Genomic DNA, 17397 nt, shown 5'->3' with positions numbered 1-17397 from the left:
CCGCCGGAAAGATCGCGAAAGGAGAGTGCCATGGAAACTGAAATCCAGCAGCTTGCGCAGCGCCTGCTTCAATCGGACACCGCCGGGCTTTCCCCGCGCGAAGGCCGGGTGCTGAAGGCCATCGCGCGCCGCCATTCGCTGACGGTCAACAGCAATGACGTCATCGGAAACGAGGCGACCTTCGGCCAGCGGCTTGCAGACCGGGTCGCGGCCTTTGGCGGATCTTGGACGTTCATCATCGCGTTCACGGTCGTTCTGGCGGCCTGGGTGCTGATCAACACGGCCATCCTGCCCCTGCGCGACGTGTTCGACCCCTATCCCTTCGTGTTCCTGAACCTCGTGCTGTCGATGCTGGCCGCGATACAGGCCCCGGTCATCATGATGTCGCAGAACCGTCAGGGGATGAAGGATCGCATGACGGCCAACAACGACTACGAGGTGAACCTGAAGGCGGAGCTGGAGATCATGCACCTGCACGAGAAATTGGACCGCCAGGCGGACCAGATCGCCGAGCTTTGCCGGATCATTCAGCTGCGCTCGTAACGGTTCAGGAACTCCTCGGGCGGCAGGCTGCGGAAATCGGCCAGCCTTTCGCGCAGAACCTCGTGCGGCCAGAACCACCATGCCAGCGCCTGCATCCGTTGGGCCAGTTCAGGCACAAGGCGCGGTCGCATCGGTGTTGCAGGAAGACCCGCCACGATCATGTAGGGCGGAACGTCCCGCGTCACGACCGCGCCCGCCGCGACCACGGCACCGTCGCCGATGGTGATGCCGGGTTTCACGATGGCACCATGTCCGATCCATGTGTCATGCCCGATATGGGCAAGCCGTGTCTTGCGCGCCTCGAAGAACGCCGCATCGTCTTCGGCATCGTCCCAATACCACGCGGAACGATACAGGAAATGATGTAGGCTTGCGCGGTCCAGCGGATGGTCGGTCGGCCCGATCCGCACGTTGGACGCGATGTTGGAAAACCGCCCGATCCGCGCATTGGCGATGTCGCAGCGCGGCCCGCAATAGGAATAGTCGTCCAGCGCGGCGTTGCTGAGGATGCTGCCCTCGCCAATCTCGACATAGGCGCCCAGCACCGCATCATGCAGGTTGACGGGCTGGTGGAGGGTCGGCTCGATACCAAGTTTCATCGCGGTCTTTCGTTTGCAGCAGGTCAAGCGCGGGTAATGTGCAAACGCGACGGTTTCGTGACTAGAAGGCGGCCTCCGTCCCGATCCCGGCCGCCCGCGCGCGTTCGACCACCCGCGCCGCGACGGCCAGATCCTGAAGCGCGACGCCGGTGCCGTCGAACAGCGTCACCTCGTCATCGCGGGTGCGTCCGGCATGGCGGCCGATCACGCGGCCCAGCGGCACGATCGCCGGGTTCGCCGCGTGCTGGCATTCTCCGATGGTGACGGCCTGCGCGATCTCGTCGGTGAACAGGCTGGCCGATTGCAGGATGTCCGGCGCGATTTCCTGTTTGCCGCGCGTGTCCGTGCCCATGCAGGCCAGATGCGTGCCGGGGCGGACCCTGCGCAACACCGGCGCGAAGGAGGACAGGATCGTCACGATCACCTCCGCCTCCGCCTCAAGCCGATCCAGCGGCACCGCCTCGAACGGCACGCCCGCTTCGGCGGCAACGATGGCAAGCCGGTCCAGCCCCTTGGCCGAACGGTTCCACGCCAGCACCTTCCGGAACGGGAGCTGGTCCAGCGCGGCGCGAAGCTGGAACGCCGATTGATGTCCCGCCCCGACGATCCCAAGCACCGCCGCATCCTGCCGCGCCAGATGCCGGATCGACACGGCCGCCGCTGCCGCAGTCCGCAGCGCGGTGATGAGGTTCCCCCCCACCGCCGCGCTGCATTGCCCGGTATCGGGATCGAACAGCAGGATCGTGGATTGGTGGTTCGTCAGCCCCCGCGCGGCATTTCCCGGCCAGAACCCGCCGGATTTAAGGCCCAGCGCCCCGCCGAAGCCGGACTTCACGCCATAGATCGCATCGGCATGGCCAAGGGGCTCGCGGATGACGGGGAAGTTCCGCGCCGCGCCTTCCGCCATCGCGACGAAGACATTTTCGACAGCGTCGAAGCAATCCTCGCGCGTGATCAGCCCCGCAATGGCGGCTTCGGGCAGCACCAGCATCAATAGGCCCGCCCGCGTGCGGATACCGGCCAGACCTGCTCGACCTTGCCGCCGCGCACGCCCACATACCAGTCATGGACGTTGCACGTCGGATCGCAATGGCCCGGCACCAACCGCAGCCTGTCGTTCACGCGCAGCACGCCTTGGGGATCGTCGATCACCCCATGTTCGTCGGAACATTTGACATATGTCACATCGTCCCGCCCAAAGACGAAGGGCAGCCCGCTGTCCACCGACTGCGCCTTCAGCCCTGCATCGCAGATCGCCTTGTCCGCCTTCGCATGGCTCATCACGCTGGTCAGGATGAACAGCGCGTTCTGCCATTCGCCTTGGTCGATCCGCTGGCCATCCTTGTCGCGGATGCGCCCGTAATCGGCGTCCATGAAGGCATAGGAACCGCATTGCAGCTCGTTATACACGCCCGATGCGCTTTCGAAATAATAGGACCCCGTGCCGCCGCCCGAGACGAATTCCGGCGGCAGCCCCACAGCGCTCAGCGCATCGACCCCCGATGTCACCAGCGCCACGGCGGCATCCAGCTTGGCGCGGCGATCCTCGAAGCCTTCGATATGCTGCATCGCGCCCTGATAGGCCTGAATGCCGGTAAAACGCAGCCCCGGCGCCGCGTCGATGGCGCGGGCGATCTTCACCACCGCCTCGGGCGAGGTCACGCCACAGCGCCCCGCGCCGCAGTCGATCTCGACATAGCAATCAAGCGCGGTGCCGTGGCGCGTGACCGCAGCGGACAGTTCGGACACGTTGGCCACATCGTCCACGCAGACGGTGACTTTGGCGCCCAGCTTCGGCATCCGTGCCAGACGGTCGATCTTGGCCGGATCGCGCACCTCGTTCGTCACCAGAATGTCGCGGATGCCGCCGCGGGCAAAGACCTCGGCCTCCGACACCTTCTGGCAGCAGACGCCGACCGCACCGCCAAGATCCTGTTGCAACTTCTGCACATCCACCGATTTGTGCATCTTGCCGTGGCTGCGATGGCGCATTCCATTCGCACGGGCATGATCGCCCATCTTGCGGATGTTCCGCTCCAGCGCGTCCAGATCGAGGATCAGGCAGGGCGTCTGGATCTCGGCCTCGTCCATCCCCGGAAGCGCGGGAATGTCATAGCCCACCTCGAATCCGTTCAACTTGCTTTCGACGTTCATTCCTTGCCTCCCCATGGCAGTTTCCTCAGATCGACATTGCCGCCGGTCAGAATGACACCTACGCGCTGGCCCGCGAAGATGTCTCGGTTCTTCAGGATCGCGGCCAGCGGCACGGCACTTGACGGCTCGGCCACGATCTTGAGCCTTTTCCAGATGAGTTCCATCGCCGCGACGATCTCGGCCTCGGATACGGTCAGGATATCGTCGATCCGCCGGACGAAATGCCATGTCAGTTCCTTGAGCGGCACCTTCAGGCCGTCGGCGATGGTGTCCGGCGCATCGTCGGCGATGATGTGGCCTGCGCGAAAGCTGCGGGCGGCATCGTCGGCCTGCTCCGGTTCGGCGGCGAATATCCGGCGATCCGGCGCGGCCTCGGACAGCGCAAGCACGGTGCCCGACACCATCCCGCCGCCGCCGATGGGCGCGATCACCGCATCCAGCCCATCCGCCTGCGTCTCCAACTCCAGCGCGCAGGTGCCCTGCCCCGCGATGACGCGCGGGTCGTTGTAGGGGTGCACGAATTCGGCCCCCGTGCCGTCCATCACCTCGGCGAAGACCGCCTCGCGACTGCTGGTGGACGGCTCGCATTCGACCACCCGCGCACCATATCCGCGCACGGCGTCCTTCTTGGCTTGCGGTGCGGTGTGCGGCATGACGACGGTGCAGGGAACGCCCCGCCGCCCGGCGGCATAGGCAAGGCACGTCCCGTGATTGCCCGACGAATGGGTCGCCACCCCCCGCGCCGCCTGCGCATCCGAAAGCCCGAACACCGCGTTGGTTGCCCCCCGCGCCTTGAACGCCCCCGCCTTCTGCATGTTCTCGCATTTGAAGAACAGGCTGGCTCCGGTCATCTCGTCGATCATGCGCGAGGTCAGGACCGGGGTGCGATGGATATGCGGGCGGATGCGGGCTTCGGCCGCCAGCACATCGTCGAAGGTCGGGATCATGCCGCCGCCCTCATCGCATCGCGGTGGCGATAGACGTCCTGCGCAGCGGCCACGCCCGAACCGAGGCGGATCGGCAGGCCCAGATCGGCCATGCACATTTCGATCGTGGCGATGCCGGACAGGGCCATCGCGTCGGTCATGCTGCCCAGATGCCCGATCCGGAAAGCGCGGCCCGAAAGCTGGCCAAGACCAGTGCCGAAGAAGGTGCCGTAGACGGTCGCCGCGCGGTGCACCAGAAGGTTCGCATCGAACCCGTCCGGCGTGCGTATCGCGCTGACCGTATCGGAATATGTCGCCGGATCGTCCGCGCAAAGCGGCAGGCCCCATGCGCTGGCGGCGGCCCGCACCCCATCCGCAATGCGGCGGTGGCGGGCAAAGACGGCCTCAAGCCCCTCGTGGAGCAGCGCGTTGCAGGCGACGTGCAGCCCATTCAGCAAACCGACCGGAGGCGTATAGGGGTAGAGCCCCTTCGCCTGTGCGTCCGCCATGTCGCGGAAGTCGAAGAAACAGCGGGGCAGCGTGGCGGATTTCACCGCCGCCATCGCACGCGGCGACAGGGCAAGGATCGCCAGCCCCGGCGGCAGCATGAACCCCTTCTGCGATCCAGTCACGGCGATATCGACGCCCCATTCGTCCATGCGGAAATCCATCGACCCGATTGAACTCACGCCATCGACCAGCAACAGCGCCGGATGCCCCGCTGCGTCCAGCGCGCGGCGGACGGCTGCAATGTCGGACCGCACGCCCGTCGCCGTCTCGTTATGGGTCGCGATGACCGCCTTGATGCGGTGGTTTTTGTCCGCCGCAAGGATTTCCGCAAAACGGCTTGCTGGCAGGGCCGCGCCCCAGGGGGCCTCCACCACCTCCATATCCAGCCCGTGGCGTTCGCACATGTCGATCCAGCGGTGGCTGAACAGCCCGTGCCGCGCCGCAAGGACGCGGTCGCCGGGGGACAGCGTGTTGCTGATCGCCGCCTCCCACCCGCCGGTGCCGGTGGAGGGGAAGACGAGCACCTCGGCGCGGTCCGATTTCACCACGCGGCGCACACCCTCCAGCGCGGGGCGCAGGATCGCGGCGAATGTGGCCGAGCGGTGGTCCAGCGTCGGCATGTCCACGGCCTTGCGGATGAATTCGGGAATGTTGGTGGGTCCGGGAATGAACACAGGGTTCTGCATGAACGCTCCTCCTCGATCGTCTTGGCCAAAGTAGCAACGGCGGGCGGGATAGGAAATTTTCTTGAAAAAGTATTTTGCTGGATGAAATATTCGAAATTATCCGGGACTGGCCGGGACTTGCCATTTTTCAAGCGAAAGGTGCCATCATGCCTCCTGCGAAACGCGGTCGCCCCAAGGCGATGTTTGCCGCCGAAACGCCGACCATTCAGGCGCTGGAGCGGGCATTGGACGTGATGCAATTCCTGTCCGACAATGGCAGTGCGACACTGACGGGCATCGCCACCGGGCTGGACCAGTCCGTCGCCACGATCCACCGCGTCCTTGCCACCCTGGAATCCCGGCAATTCGTGGAGATCAGCGCCGAAGGGCAGGAATGGCATGTCGGCCCTGCTGCCTTCCGCATCGGATCGACCTTCCTGCGCCGCACCAATGTGGTCGAGCGCGCCCGCCCCGTCATGCGCGCCCTGACCGAACGCAGCGGCGAGACGTCGAACCTTGGTGCCGAATGGCAGGGTCGCGTGATGTTCCTGAGCCAGGTGGAAACGCACGAGATGATCCGCGCCTTCTTCCCGCCCGGCACCCTGTCGGCCATGCACGCCTCCGGCATCGGCAAGGCGCTTCTGTCGGCGCAGGGAGAGGATCGGCTGGCGGCGGTGCTGTCCCACCCGCTGGAACGCTTCACCCCGCAGACGCTGACGACGCCGGACGCCCTGCGCCGCGCGCTGGACGAGGCGCGGCGGCAGGGATACGCCGTCGATGACGAGGAACGCACCCCCGGCATGCGCTGCGTCGCCGCCCCCATCCTGAACATGCATGGCGAGGCGGTGGCCGGCATTTCCGTGTCCGGCCCGGTGCAGCGGTTGCCCGATACCCGCATCGCCCTGATTGGCGAAATGGTGCGCGAAGCGGCCATCGAGGTCGGTCGCCAGATCGGTGCACCGCTTGCGGTGGCGCCGCGGATGTGACACATGCCGCGTCCGTTGAAGCCACCAGCACGAGCCCATGCAACTTTCCGACGAAACCCGCGATACCCTGTTGAAAACGCTGAACAGCAAGAAACCCGAGGTGCTGCAGATGCGCATGGCGAATGCGCTGCTGCTGCTTGCCGACGGTCTTCCGGCAGAGGATGTGGCGGGCCTTCTGTATCTGGAGGAGGAGACAGTGCTGGGCTGGCAGAAGATCTTCGCGCAGCGCAACGCGGCCTGAACCCTCAGGGCCGCTGCGCGTCGACCTCCAGCACATGGGCAAGGACCGACACCGCCAGCGTCCTTGCATCGCGGGTCGACGGGATGAGACCGAATGGCGAGGCGAGCCGATGTGTCGGGGCGCCCCGCGCCGCCAGGACCGCACAGCGCGCCTCGTGCGCACGCAGACTGCCCTGCGCCCCGACATAGAAGGCAGGACCGTGCAGCGCCGCCTCCAACAGCGGCGGTTCGCGGTCGTGATCGTGAAAGAACACGGCCACCGCACTGCGCGCATCGGCGGACAGCCCCTCGGGCCATGCCGTCAGCGCGTCGATCTTGCCGAACCCCGCCGCATCCAGCGTCTCGGGATCGGGCGAGAGCAGGTCCACCGGATAGCCCGCCTGACGCGCCAGCCGTGCAAAACAGCTCGTCTCCGGCCCCTTTCCGAAGACGATGAATCGCACCTGCGGGCGGATTTCCAGCGACAGGCCGGGCGTCAGGTCGATCCGCACTATCTGACGCGCCGCCAGCCGTGATGCGGCATCCGCCAATGCTTCGATAGGCGGACGCGGCAGGATCGTGATGTCCAGCCCCCCGCCGCAAGGCAGCACGATGTCGAAGAAGGGCGAGTTCCGGCCATAGCGCAAGGTTTCCGCCTGCCCGCCCGCGATCGCACCCCCGGCGCGCTGAATCACATCGGCATCGAGGCAGCCCGACGAAAGATTGCCAAAGGCGTGCCCGTCCGCTCCGATCACCATCGTCGCGCCCATGGGGCGATAGGACGGCCCCTCCACCCCCGTGATGACCGCCAGCGCCGCCCGGTCCAGATCCAAAGCCCGGCGAATGGGAAAATCGCTCTCGCAGATCCGAATGATCCGCTGTTCCGTCGCTGTTCGCACAAGATCCCGCATGGCGGTGATCTAGGGTCGCAAGGGCACCGAGGAAAGGTCGGCGATGGCGCGGACCAGCCTTTCGCGCGCATCGGCCATGTGGCGATTGCCGCGGGTGATGGCACTGAACACCTCGGGCGGATCGCTGCGGACCATCGCGAAGGCGTCGGTCAGAAGATCGAAGCTGCTCGTGCGGATCGCCGGTGCGCCGACCGCGTCGAAGGCATGGGCCAGCAGATGGACGAGCCCTTGCCCGACGGCCGCCTGCCTGTCGTGATCCTCGGGCGAGGTGAGGATTACCTGCAGGCCCAAGCGGGCACGCAGGAATGCCGCGATCCGCCGCCATTTTACACCTTGGGGGCACAGCACGATCCGCAATCCCCGAAGACCCCGCGCGGCGCTGTTCGGCCCGAACATCGGGTGGGTCGGCAGCCCATCGACCCCCGGCGGCAATAGATGGCGCATCAGGCGCGCGGGTTCCTCCTTGATGGAACAGGTATCGATCACGACCTGTCCCGGGCGCAGATGCGGGGCAAGGCGCGTCAGGCACCCTTCAAGCGCGGGAACCGGCACGGCAAGCAGGATGAATTCGCCCTCGATCCGGGCCAGATCGTCCAGAACGTCGAACCCCGCGGCAAGCGCCGCATCGCGGGCATGCGGGGAAGGGTCGTGGACGATCACCCGCAGATGCGGGGCCAGCGATGCCGCCGCCAGCGCCCCGAAGGCGCCGAATCCGATGATGGTAAGGGTGGGCTTTTCAAACATGATCCTGATCCGAAGGGAAAAACGGGCCAGGGGTGTCATGCATCTCGCCGTTCGACCGCTGGCAGTGCGGCGGAAGGCGTCAAGACGGCTCCGCTGCTAGTGCAGCGGATAATACGAACGTGCGAAGGTCGTCTGTTCCTGTCTCATGGCCGCATGATCTAACCGCTTGCGCATGGGCTGGCAAGAGCGCGGGTTTTCCTCTAAGCCGCCGCAGGACCGACATGCTGACCGAGGTGACATTGTCCGAAGGGGCCGAGACGCTTCTGGCGTTCATCCTGCGCCATCCGACCGCCTCGGCGGCGCTGGAGGCGTGGTGCGCCGCAAGGATGCCGGGCCAGTTGCACGCCGCAGTGATCGAGGATCGTGTGCTGGCACCGGGCGGCGATTCGCCCTTGCAGGGCGCACCCCTGCGCTATCGCCGGGTGGCGCTGTCATGGGGCGGCACGGTCGTCTCGCGAGCCGAAAACTGGTATCTGCCGGACAGCCTGCCAAGCGATGTCGCGGCGCGGCTGCTGACGACGCAAACGCCCTTCGGTGTGCTGCTGGAGTGTCATGGCCCCGAACGCCGGCTGCTTTCGGCGGATGTCACGGATGCGGCGGACCATATCCTTGACGTGCGCGCCGCGCTGGCCCTGCCCGGACGCGGGGATGTTGCGGTGGTGCGGGAGCTTTACGCCCCCGCCCTCCTGTCACTGGGCTGAGCGCCGACCGATCCCCAGAAGCTGATAGATGACGATGGCGGCCAGCGTCGCCGTGCCGATCCCGCCCACGGTGAAGCCGCCAAGCGTGAAGGTGAAATCCCCCGCCCCGAAGATCAGCGCCGTGCCGACCGTGAAAAGGTTGCGCGGATCGGCGAAATCGACGTGGTTGTCCACCCACAGCCGTGCCATCGCTGCAGCGATAAGGCCGAACACCGCGACGGCCAGCCCGCCCAGCACCGGCGCAGGGATCGTCGCCAGCAGCGCGCCGAATTTCGGCAGGAATCCAAGCGCGATTGCGACCACGGCCGAGATCACGAAGATCAGGGTCGAGAAGACGCGCGTGACCGCCATCACACCCATATTCTCGGCATAGGTGGTGACACCGGTGCCGCCGCCCGCGCCCGAAATCATCGTGGCGATCCCGTCACCCACGAAGCCGCGCCCGATGAAACGGTCCATGTTCCGCCCCGTCATCGCGCCTATGGCCTTGATATGGCCAAGATTTTCGGCCACGAGGATCAGCGCGACCGGGGCGATCAGCATCATCGCGCGGCTGTCGAACTCGGGCGCGTGGAACTGCGGCAACCCGAACCACCGCGCGGCTTGCAGTGCCGAAAAGTCGATGGGCGGCAGCAGTCCGAAGCCGTTGCCAAGCACCAGCACCGCCGCATATCCGACGGCGATGCCCAGAAGGATCGACACCCGCCGCAGCGCAACGCTGCCATAGACCGAGAACAGCGCGACCGAGGCCAGCGTCAGCAGCGCGACCAGCATATGCGGCCCGGTTCCTTCCACCCCCTGCACCGCAACCGGCGCGAGGTTCAATCCGATGGACGCACCGATCGCCCCCGTCACTGCCGGAGGCATCAGCCGTTCGACCCATGCGGTGCCCGTCGCCATGACGATCAACCCGATCAGGGTGTAAAGCGCACCCGCCGCGATGATCCCGCCCAGTGCCACCCCGATATTGGCATTCGCCCCGGCACCCGCATATCCCGTCGCCGCGATCACCACCGCGATGAAGGAAAAGGACGAGCCGAGATAGCTGGGCATCCGCCCCGCCGTGCAGATGAAGAAGATCAACGTGCCGACCCCAGAAAACAGGATCGCGAGGTTCGGATCGAACCCCATCAGCAGCGGCGCAAGGATGGTCGATCCCGACATCGCCAGCAGGTGCTGGATGCCCATCGGCACCGCCGCGCCCAAGGGCAGCCGTTCGTCCGGCATCACCACCGCGCCGCGTGCAAGCGGCCACTTCGGAAAATAGCTCATCCCTTGGGTCCCCGTCTGTTTGATCGGGCTGGCTCTGCCCCGGATCGGGCAACCGTGCAAGGCCGCGACCCGGTTTTGTAAAATTCGAATGACGGACCGTGGCGGCTGCGCTATGCAAAGCGCGGCTTCACCGGCATCCGCATAAGGGTGCGCCTTTTTACAAGGCACAGAGACGGGCGCATCGACCCGCAAAGGGGGGCCTTCCGCAACCGCAGAGAGAATCGATGTCCGCTCCCACGATCACCGTCGAACAGGGGATCCGCGCCGCAGGCGTAGGCCCGTTCCAATACCGTCTTTTCATCATCTTCGGCCTCGTCTGGATGGCTGACGCGATGCAGGTGCTGTCCATCGGGTTCAGCGCCCCCTCCATCGCCGCGACCTTCGGCGTGACCATGCCCGAGGCGCTGCGCACCGGCACGATGTTCTTCATCGGCATGCTGATCGGTGCATTCGTGTTCGGCCGCCTGGCCGACCGGATCGGGCGGCGGCCCGTGCTGCTGGCCGCGGTTCTGATAGACGCCATCGCGGGGGTCGCCTCGGCCTTCGCGCCGGATCTGCAATGGCTGCTGGTGCTGCGTTTCCTGACCGGGCTGGGCGTCGGCGGGACGCTTCCCGTCGATTACACGATGCTGGCCGAATTCCTGCCATCCTCGAAACGCGGGCGCTGGCTGGTGTTGATGGAGACGTTCTGGGCCGTCGGCACGATCGTCCTTGCGGTTCTGGCGCTGGCCGCCGCCACGATGGGCGACGACGCATGGCGCGTGATCTTCTTCGTGACCGGGATTCCGGCGTTGATCGGGGTGGTTCTGCGCTTTTACATCCCGGAATCGCCGATGTATCTGGCCAAATCCGGGCGCACCGAAGAAGCGCGCAGCGTTCTGGAACGTGTCGCCCGCCGCAACGGCTCGTCCACGCCCATCGCGGCACTGGCCCCCGAGAAGATGGAGCGCCGTTCCGTGCTGGACCTGTTCTCGCCGGAAATGCGCCGTCGCAGCCTGTGCCTGTTCGCGGCGTGGATGCTGGTCTCGATCGCCTATTACGGGCTGTTCGTCTATCTGCCGATCCGCATGGCCAGCGAGGGGTTCGGCTTCATGCGCGGGCAGGTCTTCCTGATCCTGCTGGCGCTGGTGCAACTGCCCGGTTATGCGCTTTCGGCCTATGGCGTGGACCGCTGGGGGCGCAAGCCGACGCTGGTGGGCTTCCTGCTGCTGGCGGCGGTCGGCAGCCTGATCTATGGGCTGGGTGACAGCGCGGGGGTGATCGCAGGCGCATCGCTTCTGCTCAGCTTTGCGCTGCTTGGCACATGGGGCGCGCTTTACGCCTTCACCCCCGAGGTTTATCCCACCCCGCTGCGGGCCAGCGGAATGGGAACGGCGGGGGCGATGGCGCGGTTCGGGGGGCTGTTCGCCCCGTCGCTGATCGCACCGATCATGGCCAGCCACTTCACGCTGTCATTGGCGGTGATCTCTGCGATCCTGCTGGCGGCGGCGCTCGCGGTCTGGCTTGTCGACGTGGAATCGCGTGGTCGCCAGCTGGAGTGATCAGTCGTCCAGCACCGACTGGAACCCGCCATAGACCATCCGCTGCCCGTCAAAGGGCATCGGATGGTCCTTCATCAAGGTCTCCATCTCCTCGAAGACCTTGGGCATGGCGGCATCGCGCGTCGCCTTGTCCGGCCATTCGATCCACGAAAAGCAGACCGTTTCCTCGTCCGTGGCCTGGACCGAGCGTTGGAAATCGGTCACTTTGCCCGCGGGAACGTCGTCGCCCCATGTCTCCACCACACGCAGCGCGCCATGGCGGCGGAACGCCGGGGCTGCCAGCGCGGCATGGGCGATATAGTCTTCTTTCCGCGCAGTCGGCACGGCAATGATGAATCCGTCGACATAAGTCATCTCACATCTCCTCTATTGCAGCATCGAGGCATAGCGGGCCTCGTTCTGGGCGAAGGGTTGCAACTGGCCCGCCAGCGCCTTGCGAAAGGCGGGGCGGTCGATGCAGCGGTCCACATAGGCGGCGGTCGCCGGGAAATCCCCCAGCGTGTCGCGATCCACCATCCGCAACACGGCGCCCATCATCAGATCGCCGACGGTGAAGCGGTCCGCCAGCCAGTCGCGCCCCGCAAGCTCCCGCTCCAATGCCGAAAGCCGCAGCCGGATCGCGGCGACGATCTCGGGGCGCAGCCGCCCCGCCGCTTCTGTGTCGGTCGAAAAGAAGTCCAGCTGCGCCAGCATCGAGATCGGCGGCTCTATCGTGTTCAGCGCCGCGAACAGCCACGACAGCGCGGCATCGCGGCCGGCGGGATCGGGTGGCAGCAGAACATCGCTTTCCTGCGCGATGCGCCAGACGATCGCACCGCTTTCAAACATCGACCCGTCGCCCATCTTCAGGCTTGGCACCTGTCCGAAGGGCTGGCGGGCAAGGTTCGGCGCGTCGCCTTGCGTGCCTTGCGCCAGAAGATCGACCTCATAGGGAAGCCCCGCCTCCTCCAGCGCCCATCGCACGCGCAGATCGCGCACGAGGCCCTGGGCGAAGCCCGGAACCCAATCGAAAGCCGTGACGGATAATTCGCAGTCCCGCAGCATTCCCATCCTCCTCTGATCCGGAATCGCGTGATTGACAGTTTAGGTTGATATCAACATATATAGCGGATGTCAAACCCGGCCCCTGCCCGCGCCACATTCGCCATGACCCTGCATGTCAGGGATCATTGCCTTTGCCTGCACACACAACGCGCCGCACGGGCGCTGGCGCGGCATTTCGACGACGCCCTGCGCCCGGTCGGAATCACGGGGGGGCAGTTCTCGCTGCTGATCTCGCTGAACCGGCCCGAACCGCCGACGATAGGTTCAGTCGCGGACCTGCTGGCGATGGACCGCACCACGCTGACCGCCGCCGTCAAGGTGCTGGAGGGGCGCGGGCTGCTGACCACGACCCCCGACGCGCGCGACAGGCGGGCAAAGCGGCTGACGCTGACCCCCGCCGGGCTTGCCGTGCTGGAACGCGCAGTCCCGGTTTGGGAGGCATCGCACGGCGCCCTCGGGATCGAGGGCACCGATCTTTGCGAGGCGCTGGACGGGCTGCGCGATGCAGCTTTGGCTCAGAACAGGAAGTCGTCCGCGTCCAGTGCCGACATCCGCACATCCTCCAGCCGGACTGCGGCGGCACCGTAGCGGATGACGATATCATCGCCATCCTGCACCGCATGGTTCGCGCGCAGGTCGGCAAAATCCGCGATCGTCGTCACGGTCGAGAAATCGAGAACATCCCTGCCGGGGGTGAAGTCGGTGATCCGGTCCTTTCCGTGACCCGTGTGGAACACGAACCTGTCCGCACCCGCGCCACCAACCATTATGTCGTTCCCGAAGCCGCCGACCATCCGGTCGCTGCCGTCGCCCCCCATCAGCAGATCGTTCCCCCATTCGCCGCCAAGGATGTCATGCCCCGCGCCGCCATCCATCCGGTCACTCCCCGACCCGCCCAAAAGCGTGTCGTTGCCCCCCTTGCCGCTGATCTTGTCGTTCCCCGCGGCGCCCCGGATGACTTCCTTCATGAAGGTTCCGGCCATCACGTCGTTGCCAGCAGTTCCATCGCGGCCTATCGAGATGACCTGACCGGGATCGATGATGCGCGCCGCGACATCGACGCTGTCGGTATAGGTGTAATCGGTCTGCCACGTCACTACGAGCCGGCCATCGGCCAGCGTCTCGACCGCCGGATGTTCCTGCGCGTTCGCAGACCGGGTCGCGACGGTGAATTCGCCGTCGACCCTGGCACCGCTGTTGGTGAAATACTGGCCCCGAATATCCTCATAGGGATCGTTGGGGTTCACCGCGCTGTCCCATGCAACGAAGAACCCGCCATCCAGTCGAGTAATGACCGCATGGTTCGGAATATCGCTCGGGGTGCCGGTGTTGACGGTGAACTCTTTTCCGACAGCCTGTCCCGAGGCGGTGAAGACCTGCCCGCGATAAAGATGCGCCGTGTCGCCGTTCGGCAGCGCATCCAGCCATGTCTCGCGCCATGTGACCACGAAACGTCCGTTATCCAGCCCTTCCACTGCAAGATGGCTGACCGGATAGCTGGCACCGAGCCAGTTGGTCATCCCGTCATTCTCTCGGCTAATGACGATCTCGGGGGTGATCGGCTGGCCGTTCGCGCCGATGATACGGGCGCGCACGTCTTCGACCTCGTTCCCGGCCTCGTTCACGGTGGAATGGTCGCTGTCCCAAACGGCGACGACATTGCCGTTCGTCAGGCGCGCGGCCTGCACGCCGCTTTGGTCGAATTCGGTGGTGGTGTTCAGCCGGTATTGGCTGGCGGGCTTGCCATCCGCCCCCATCACCCGCACGAAAACATCGGTGAAGGTGTCGCCATCATCGCCCGCAAAAAGCGTGATGTATCCGCCATTGGCCAGAGGGGCCATCTGCGGCACGTCGAATTCGTCATCCTCGCGTGCGGCTTGGCTGACATTGACCTCTGCGCTGCGAAAGGTGCCGTCGGCATTGACGACGCGGCTGCGGATGCGGGTGTCGATGTCGGTCGGCCCCTCCTCCGCCTCCCACGAGATTGCAAAACCGCCGTCCGGCAAGGCAGTGACCGAAGGCGCCTCCGCCTCATAGGCCAGATCGGACACGATGGTTTCGTTCCCGATCCGGGCGCCCGATGCGGAATAGCGCTGCATCGCGATGTATTCGACGTCGATGTCCCGGTCGGAATTGTAATAGTCCGACGCCCAGACCACCACGAAACTGCCATCCGCCAACACGGCGACGTCCGGGCGGTCCTGGCTCCGATCGGTCAAGGTATTCACGAGAAAATCGGCCATCGCTTCCCTCCATCCTGATTGGCGCACGAAGGATAGCGCAGCCCGGCAGCGCCATTGCGTGAAAATCCAACGACGCGGAAAAGGGTGGCGATATCCGGCCTACTTGACGCGGCGATCCCCTCTGCGCCACACAAAGGCGAGCCAATCGCGAGGACGAATGACGCCGCCCCATCCGACCCTGCGACAGGCCGCGCGCGTCTGGGCGCGCATCGCCCTTCTGTCCTTCGGCGGCCCGGCGGGGCAGATCGCCGTCATGCACCGCATTCTGGTCGAGGAACGCCGCTGGCTGGGCGAAGGCCGCTTTCTGCACGCGCTGAACTTCTGCATGTTGCTGCCGGGTCCGGAGGCACAGCAGCTTGCCACCTATGTCGGCTGGCTGATGCATGGTGTGCGCGGGGCGCTGTTGGCCGGCATGCTGTTCATCCTGCCGGGGCTGGTGTCGATCATGGCGCTCAGCTGGATCTATGTCGGGTTCGGGGATGTGCCGCTGGTGGGGGCCGCGTTCTTCGGGCTGAAGGCCGCCGTGCTTGCGATCGTGGTGCAGGCGGTGCTGCGGCTGGGCAGACGGGCGCTGCGCGGGCCGGTCATGCTGGCGGTCGCGGCAGCGTCCTTCGTTGCGATCTTCGTCTTTGCCGTTCCGTTTCCATTGATCGTGGCGGGGGCGGCACTGGTCGGTTGGGCCGGACCGCGCGGGGCGGCCCGGGATGGCGCGGGAGACGAAGGAACGCTTCTGGCAGCCAATGGCGGGCCTGCGCCGCGCGGGACATTGCTGGCCGGACTGGCCGCACTGGCGCTTTGGCTGCTGCCGATGGCATTACTGGCGCAGGGGGTGTTCGCCGACATTGCCGCGCTGTTCTCGCGCATGGCAATGCTCAGCTTCGGCGGGGCCTATGCGGTTCTGGCATGGGTCGCGCAGGACGCGGTCGAGACGCGGGGCTGGCTTTCGGCGGGCGAGATGCTGGACGGGCTGGGCATGGCAGAGACGACGCCCGGACCGCTGATCATGGTGCTGCAATTCGTGGGCTTTCTTGCCGCCTATCGCGAGGCGGGCTGGCCTTCGCCGCTGCTGGCCGGAACGCTGGGCGGGCTGCTGGCAAGCTGGGTGACCTTCGCGCCCTGCTTCGCGTGGATACTGATCGGCGCGCCATTCATGGAGCGGCTGCGGCAGAACCGCGCGCTGGCGGCGGCGCTGGCAGCCGTCACGGCGGCGGTGGTCGGCGTAATCCTGAACCTTGCGATCTGGTTCGGCATCCATGTCATCTGGACCGAGACGCAGGCCGGCCCGCTGGCGCTGACCCTTCCGGTCTGGCCTGCGGTGAACTGGGTCGCGGCGGGGCTGTCGGCACTGGCGTTTCTGGCCCTGTTCCGGCTGCGGCTCGGGGTGCCGGCGGTCCTGTCAGGGGCGGCGGGGCTTGGGATCGCGGCGCATCTTGCGGGCCTCGCCTGATCCGGGCAGCGCGATCATCGCAAGGCAGCCGATCACCATCGCCACACCCGCCCAGCCCGCTGGCGGAAGCCTTTCGCCCACCACCAGAACCGCAAGGATCGCCGCCACCACCGGCTCGAACAATGTGATCGTCGTCGCCATGCTGGCCGACACCCGCCCCAGCCCATAGCCGAAGGCAAGATATCCAAGGAACATCGGCACCAGAGCCATATAGGCCCCGACCGCAAGGTTCGTCCCCGAGGCGAGGAAGGGCGCGCCGACCGCCAGCAGAACCGGAAGCAGCAGCAGCCCGCCAAACCCGAATGTCGCCCCCATCGCGACGGTCGGGCGCGTGCCGCCCATCATCATCCGTCGCGCCGTCCACGAATAAAGCGCATAGGTGAACCCGCCCAGCAGCCCGAGCGCGACACCCGCAGCAACCTGCGTCCCCGCCGCCCCACCCTCGGCGAGGCAGATCGACGCCATCCCCGCCAGCCCAAGCGCGGTTCCAGCCAGCCAGCGCCAGCCCAGCCGCGTCCCGTCCAGCAGATATTCGATCGCCGCCGACAAAAGCGGCGCAGTGCCGATGGTGATGACGGTCCCGATCGTCACCCCCGCCATCCGCATCGAGCCATAGAACGCAAGAGGATAGATCGCGACTGCGATACCCCCGGCGGTCAACAGCGCCCGCTGCCGCCAAAGCTGCGGCCCCGACCCAAGGATGCCCCGCAGCGCCAGAAGAGCCTGCAGCAGCCCGCCAATGCCCATCGCCGCCGCGCCGATGGCCGCAGGCCCGACATCGGGGGCAAAGGTCGCCGCGGTGCCGGTCGTGCCCCAGACGAAGGCTGCGAACAGGACGGCGGCGATGCCCGGACCTCGCGCGGTTTCCATCTCGTCGCCCCCCGTCCATTTC

Annotated in this window: 19 protein-coding genes; 7 read left to right on the top strand and 12 right to left on the bottom strand. The window is 66.2% G+C overall.

What is annotated here, in order from left to right; all coding sequences use genetic code 11:
- Positions 1-30: 30 nt before the first annotated feature.
- The gene (locus E2K76_RS09305; RefSeq protein ID WP_136684023.1) at positions 31-543 is read left to right on the top strand and encodes a DUF1003 domain-containing protein; all 513 of its coding nucleotides are present in this window, start codon (positions 31-33) and stop codon (positions 541-543) included.
- Here E2K76_RS09305 and E2K76_RS09300 read toward each other — a convergent pair.
- The 5 genes from E2K76_RS09300 to bhcA all read right to left on the bottom strand — a co-directional run bounded on the left by E2K76_RS09300 (position 528) and on the right by bhcA (position 5418).
- The gene (locus tag E2K76_RS09300) at positions 528-1142 is read right to left on the bottom strand and encodes a DapH/DapD/GlmU-related protein (protein WP_136684022.1); all 615 of its coding nucleotides are present in this window, start codon (positions 1140-1142) and stop codon (positions 528-530) included. The genes E2K76_RS09305 and E2K76_RS09300 overlap by 16 nt on opposite strands.
- Positions 1143-1203: 61 nt before the next feature.
- Positions 1204-2133, bottom strand: coding sequence for an ornithine cyclodeaminase family protein (locus E2K76_RS09295; RefSeq protein ID WP_136684021.1), 930 nt, complete (start codon positions 2131-2133; stop codon positions 1204-1206).
- Complete coding sequence (gene bhcC, locus E2K76_RS09290; protein WP_136684020.1) at positions 2133-3296, bottom strand: 3-hydroxy-D-aspartate aldolase BhcC; 1164 nt, start codon at positions 3294-3296, stop codon at positions 2133-2135. Before bhcC ends, E2K76_RS09295 begins: the two co-directional genes overlap by 1 nt.
- The gene (gene bhcB / locus E2K76_RS09285) at positions 3293-4243 is read right to left on the bottom strand and encodes a beta-hydroxyaspartate dehydratase BhcB (protein ID WP_136684019.1); all 951 of its coding nucleotides are present in this window, start codon (positions 4241-4243) and stop codon (positions 3293-3295) included. Before bhcB ends, bhcC begins: the two co-directional genes overlap by 4 nt.
- Complete coding sequence (bhcA, locus tag E2K76_RS09280) at positions 4240-5418, bottom strand: L-aspartate--glyoxylate aminotransferase BhcA (RefSeq protein ID WP_136684018.1); 1179 nt, start codon at positions 5416-5418, stop codon at positions 4240-4242. The genes bhcB and bhcA overlap by 4 nt, the downstream gene beginning before the upstream one ends.
- A gap of 146 nt (positions 5419-5564) precedes the next feature.
- On the opposite strand from bhcA, the gene bhcR reads away from it, so the two are divergent.
- On the top strand, positions 5565-6383 hold the full coding sequence (gene bhcR, locus E2K76_RS09275) for an HTH-type transcriptional regulator BhcR (RefSeq protein ID WP_136684017.1): 819 nt from the start codon (positions 5565-5567) through the stop codon (positions 6381-6383).
- A gap of 37 nt (positions 6384-6420) precedes the next feature.
- On the top strand, positions 6421-6624 hold the full coding sequence (locus E2K76_RS09270) for a hypothetical protein (RefSeq protein WP_136684016.1): 204 nt from the start codon (positions 6421-6423) through the stop codon (positions 6622-6624).
- 4 nt (positions 6625-6628) lie between these two features.
- On the opposite strand, the gene E2K76_RS09265 is transcribed toward E2K76_RS09270, so the two are convergent.
- Positions 6629-7513, bottom strand: coding sequence for an XdhC family protein (locus E2K76_RS09265; RefSeq protein WP_136684015.1), 885 nt, complete (start codon positions 7511-7513; stop codon positions 6629-6631).
- A 9-nt stretch (positions 7514-7522) separates the two neighbouring features.
- The gene (locus E2K76_RS09260; protein ID WP_136684014.1) at positions 7523-8257 is read right to left on the bottom strand and encodes a prephenate dehydrogenase/arogenate dehydrogenase family protein; all 735 of its coding nucleotides are present in this window, start codon (positions 8255-8257) and stop codon (positions 7523-7525) included.
- A gap of 221 nt (positions 8258-8478) precedes the next feature.
- Between E2K76_RS09260 and E2K76_RS09255 the strand changes: the two genes are divergently transcribed.
- Complete coding sequence (locus tag E2K76_RS09255) at positions 8479-8958, top strand: hypothetical protein (RefSeq protein WP_136684013.1); 480 nt, start codon at positions 8479-8481, stop codon at positions 8956-8958.
- Here E2K76_RS09255 and E2K76_RS09250 read toward each other — a convergent pair.
- Complete coding sequence (locus E2K76_RS09250) at positions 8947-10230, bottom strand: uracil-xanthine permease family protein (protein WP_136684012.1); 1284 nt, start codon at positions 10228-10230, stop codon at positions 8947-8949. The genes E2K76_RS09255 and E2K76_RS09250 overlap by 12 nt on opposite strands.
- A 224-nt stretch (positions 10231-10454) precedes the next feature.
- Between E2K76_RS09250 and E2K76_RS09245 the strand changes: the two genes are divergently transcribed.
- Positions 10455-11771 (top strand): MFS transporter, encoded by a 1317-nt coding sequence (locus tag E2K76_RS09245; RefSeq protein ID WP_136684011.1) that lies wholly within the window; start codon positions 10455-10457, stop codon positions 11769-11771.
- Here the strand turns inward: E2K76_RS09245 and E2K76_RS09240 are convergent, their stop codons facing one another.
- Together E2K76_RS09240 and E2K76_RS09235 are read right to left on the bottom strand one after the other, a co-directional pair.
- Positions 11772-12125: a DUF1428 domain-containing protein gene (locus E2K76_RS09240; protein WP_136684010.1), complete on the bottom strand. Its 354-nt coding sequence runs from the start codon at positions 12123-12125 to the stop codon at positions 11772-11774.
- A 12-nt stretch (positions 12126-12137) separates the two neighbouring features.
- A complete protein-coding gene (locus E2K76_RS09235; RefSeq protein ID WP_136684009.1) occupies positions 12138-12815 on the bottom strand; it encodes a glutathione S-transferase family protein in 678 nt (225 codons plus the stop codon).
- Between the two features lie 66 nt (positions 12816-12881).
- On the opposite strand from E2K76_RS09235, the gene E2K76_RS09230 reads away from it, so the two are divergent.
- Positions 12882-13403 carry a MarR family winged helix-turn-helix transcriptional regulator gene (locus E2K76_RS09230; RefSeq protein ID WP_136684008.1) on the top strand — a complete coding sequence of 174 codons (522 nt, stop codon included), beginning with the start codon at positions 12882-12884 and terminating at the stop codon, positions 13401-13403.
- Here E2K76_RS09230 and E2K76_RS09225 read toward each other — a convergent pair.
- Entirely contained in the window at positions 13331-15058 is a 1728-nt protein-coding gene (locus E2K76_RS09225; protein WP_136684007.1) for a calcium-binding protein, read from the bottom strand. The genes E2K76_RS09230 and E2K76_RS09225 overlap by 73 nt on opposite strands.
- A 157-nt stretch (positions 15059-15215) precedes the next feature.
- Between E2K76_RS09225 and chrA the strand changes: the two genes are divergently transcribed.
- Positions 15216-16505 (top strand): chromate efflux transporter, encoded by a 1290-nt coding sequence (chrA, locus tag E2K76_RS09220; protein ID WP_136684006.1) that lies wholly within the window; start codon positions 15216-15218, stop codon positions 16503-16505.
- On the opposite strand, the gene E2K76_RS09215 is transcribed toward chrA, so the two are convergent.
- Positions 16455-17375, bottom strand: coding sequence for a DMT family transporter (locus E2K76_RS09215; protein WP_136684005.1), 921 nt, complete (start codon positions 17373-17375; stop codon positions 16455-16457). The two genes, chrA and E2K76_RS09215, sit on opposite strands and share 51 nt — an antisense overlap.
- Positions 17376-17397 lie beyond the last annotated feature (22 nt).

The sequence above is a fragment of the Falsirhodobacter xinxiangensis genome (genome assembly GCF_004959935.1).
Lineage (GTDB): Bacteria > Pseudomonadota > Alphaproteobacteria > Rhodobacterales > Rhodobacteraceae > Falsirhodobacter > Falsirhodobacter xinxiangensis.
This window is presented reverse-complemented; position numbering and strand designations above follow the sequence as displayed.

What these genes read in the sequence shown, in the direction of transcription:
- E2K76_RS09305 (WP_136684023.1), top strand. Translation starts at nt 31, where the DNA reads ATGGAAACTGAAATCCAGCAGCTTGCGCAGCGCCTGCTTCAATCGGAC.
- bhcC (WP_136684020.1), bottom strand. Translation starts at nt 3,296, where the DNA reads ATGAACGTCGAAAGCAAGTTGAACGGATTCGAGGTGGGCTATGACATT.
- E2K76_RS09260 (WP_136684014.1), bottom strand. Translation starts at nt 8,257, where the DNA reads ATGTTTGAAAAGCCCACCCTTACCATCATCGGATTCGGCGCCTTCGGG.
- E2K76_RS09300 (WP_136684022.1), bottom strand. Translation starts at nt 1,142, where the DNA reads ATGAAACTTGGTATCGAGCCGACCCTCCACCAGCCCGTCAACCTGCAT.
- E2K76_RS09270 (WP_136684016.1), top strand. Translation starts at nt 6,421, where the DNA reads ATGCAACTTTCCGACGAAACCCGCGATACCCTGTTGAAAACGCTGAAC.
- bhcR (WP_136684017.1), top strand. Translation starts at nt 5,565, where the DNA reads ATGCCTCCTGCGAAACGCGGTCGCCCCAAGGCGATGTTTGCCGCCGAA.
- E2K76_RS09235 (WP_136684009.1), bottom strand. Translation starts at nt 12,815, where the DNA reads ATGCTGCGGGACTGCGAATTATCCGTCACGGCTTTCGATTGGGTTCCG.
- E2K76_RS09230 (WP_136684008.1), top strand. Translation starts at nt 12,882, where the DNA reads ATGTCAAACCCGGCCCCTGCCCGCGCCACATTCGCCATGACCCTGCAT.
- chrA (WP_136684006.1), top strand. Translation starts at nt 15,216, where the DNA reads ATGACGCCGCCCCATCCGACCCTGCGACAGGCCGCGCGCGTCTGGGCG.
- E2K76_RS09225 (WP_136684007.1), bottom strand. Translation starts at nt 15,058, where the DNA reads ATGGCCGATTTTCTCGTGAATACCTTGACCGATCGGAGCCAGGACCGC.
- E2K76_RS09250 (WP_136684012.1), bottom strand. Translation starts at nt 10,230, where the DNA reads ATGAGCTATTTTCCGAAGTGGCCGCTTGCACGCGGCGCGGTGGTGATG.
- E2K76_RS09255 (WP_136684013.1), top strand. Translation starts at nt 8,479, where the DNA reads ATGCTGACCGAGGTGACATTGTCCGAAGGGGCCGAGACGCTTCTGGCG.
- bhcB (WP_136684019.1), bottom strand. Translation starts at nt 4,243, where the DNA reads ATGATCCCGACCTTCGACGATGTGCTGGCGGCCGAAGCCCGCATCCGC.
- bhcA (WP_136684018.1), bottom strand. Translation starts at nt 5,418, where the DNA reads ATGCAGAACCCTGTGTTCATTCCCGGACCCACCAACATTCCCGAATTC.
- E2K76_RS09265 (WP_136684015.1), bottom strand. Translation starts at nt 7,513, where the DNA reads ATGCGGGATCTTGTGCGAACAGCGACGGAACAGCGGATCATTCGGATC.
- E2K76_RS09295 (WP_136684021.1), bottom strand. Translation starts at nt 2,133, where the DNA reads ATGCTGGTGCTGCCCGAAGCCGCCATTGCGGGGCTGATCACGCGCGAG.
- E2K76_RS09215 (WP_136684005.1), bottom strand. Translation starts at nt 17,375, where the DNA reads ATGGAAACCGCGCGAGGTCCGGGCATCGCCGCCGTCCTGTTCGCAGCC.
- E2K76_RS09240 (WP_136684010.1), bottom strand. Translation starts at nt 12,125, where the DNA reads ATGACTTATGTCGACGGATTCATCATTGCCGTGCCGACTGCGCGGAAA.
- E2K76_RS09245 (WP_136684011.1), top strand. Translation starts at nt 10,455, where the DNA reads ATGTCCGCTCCCACGATCACCGTCGAACAGGGGATCCGCGCCGCAGGC.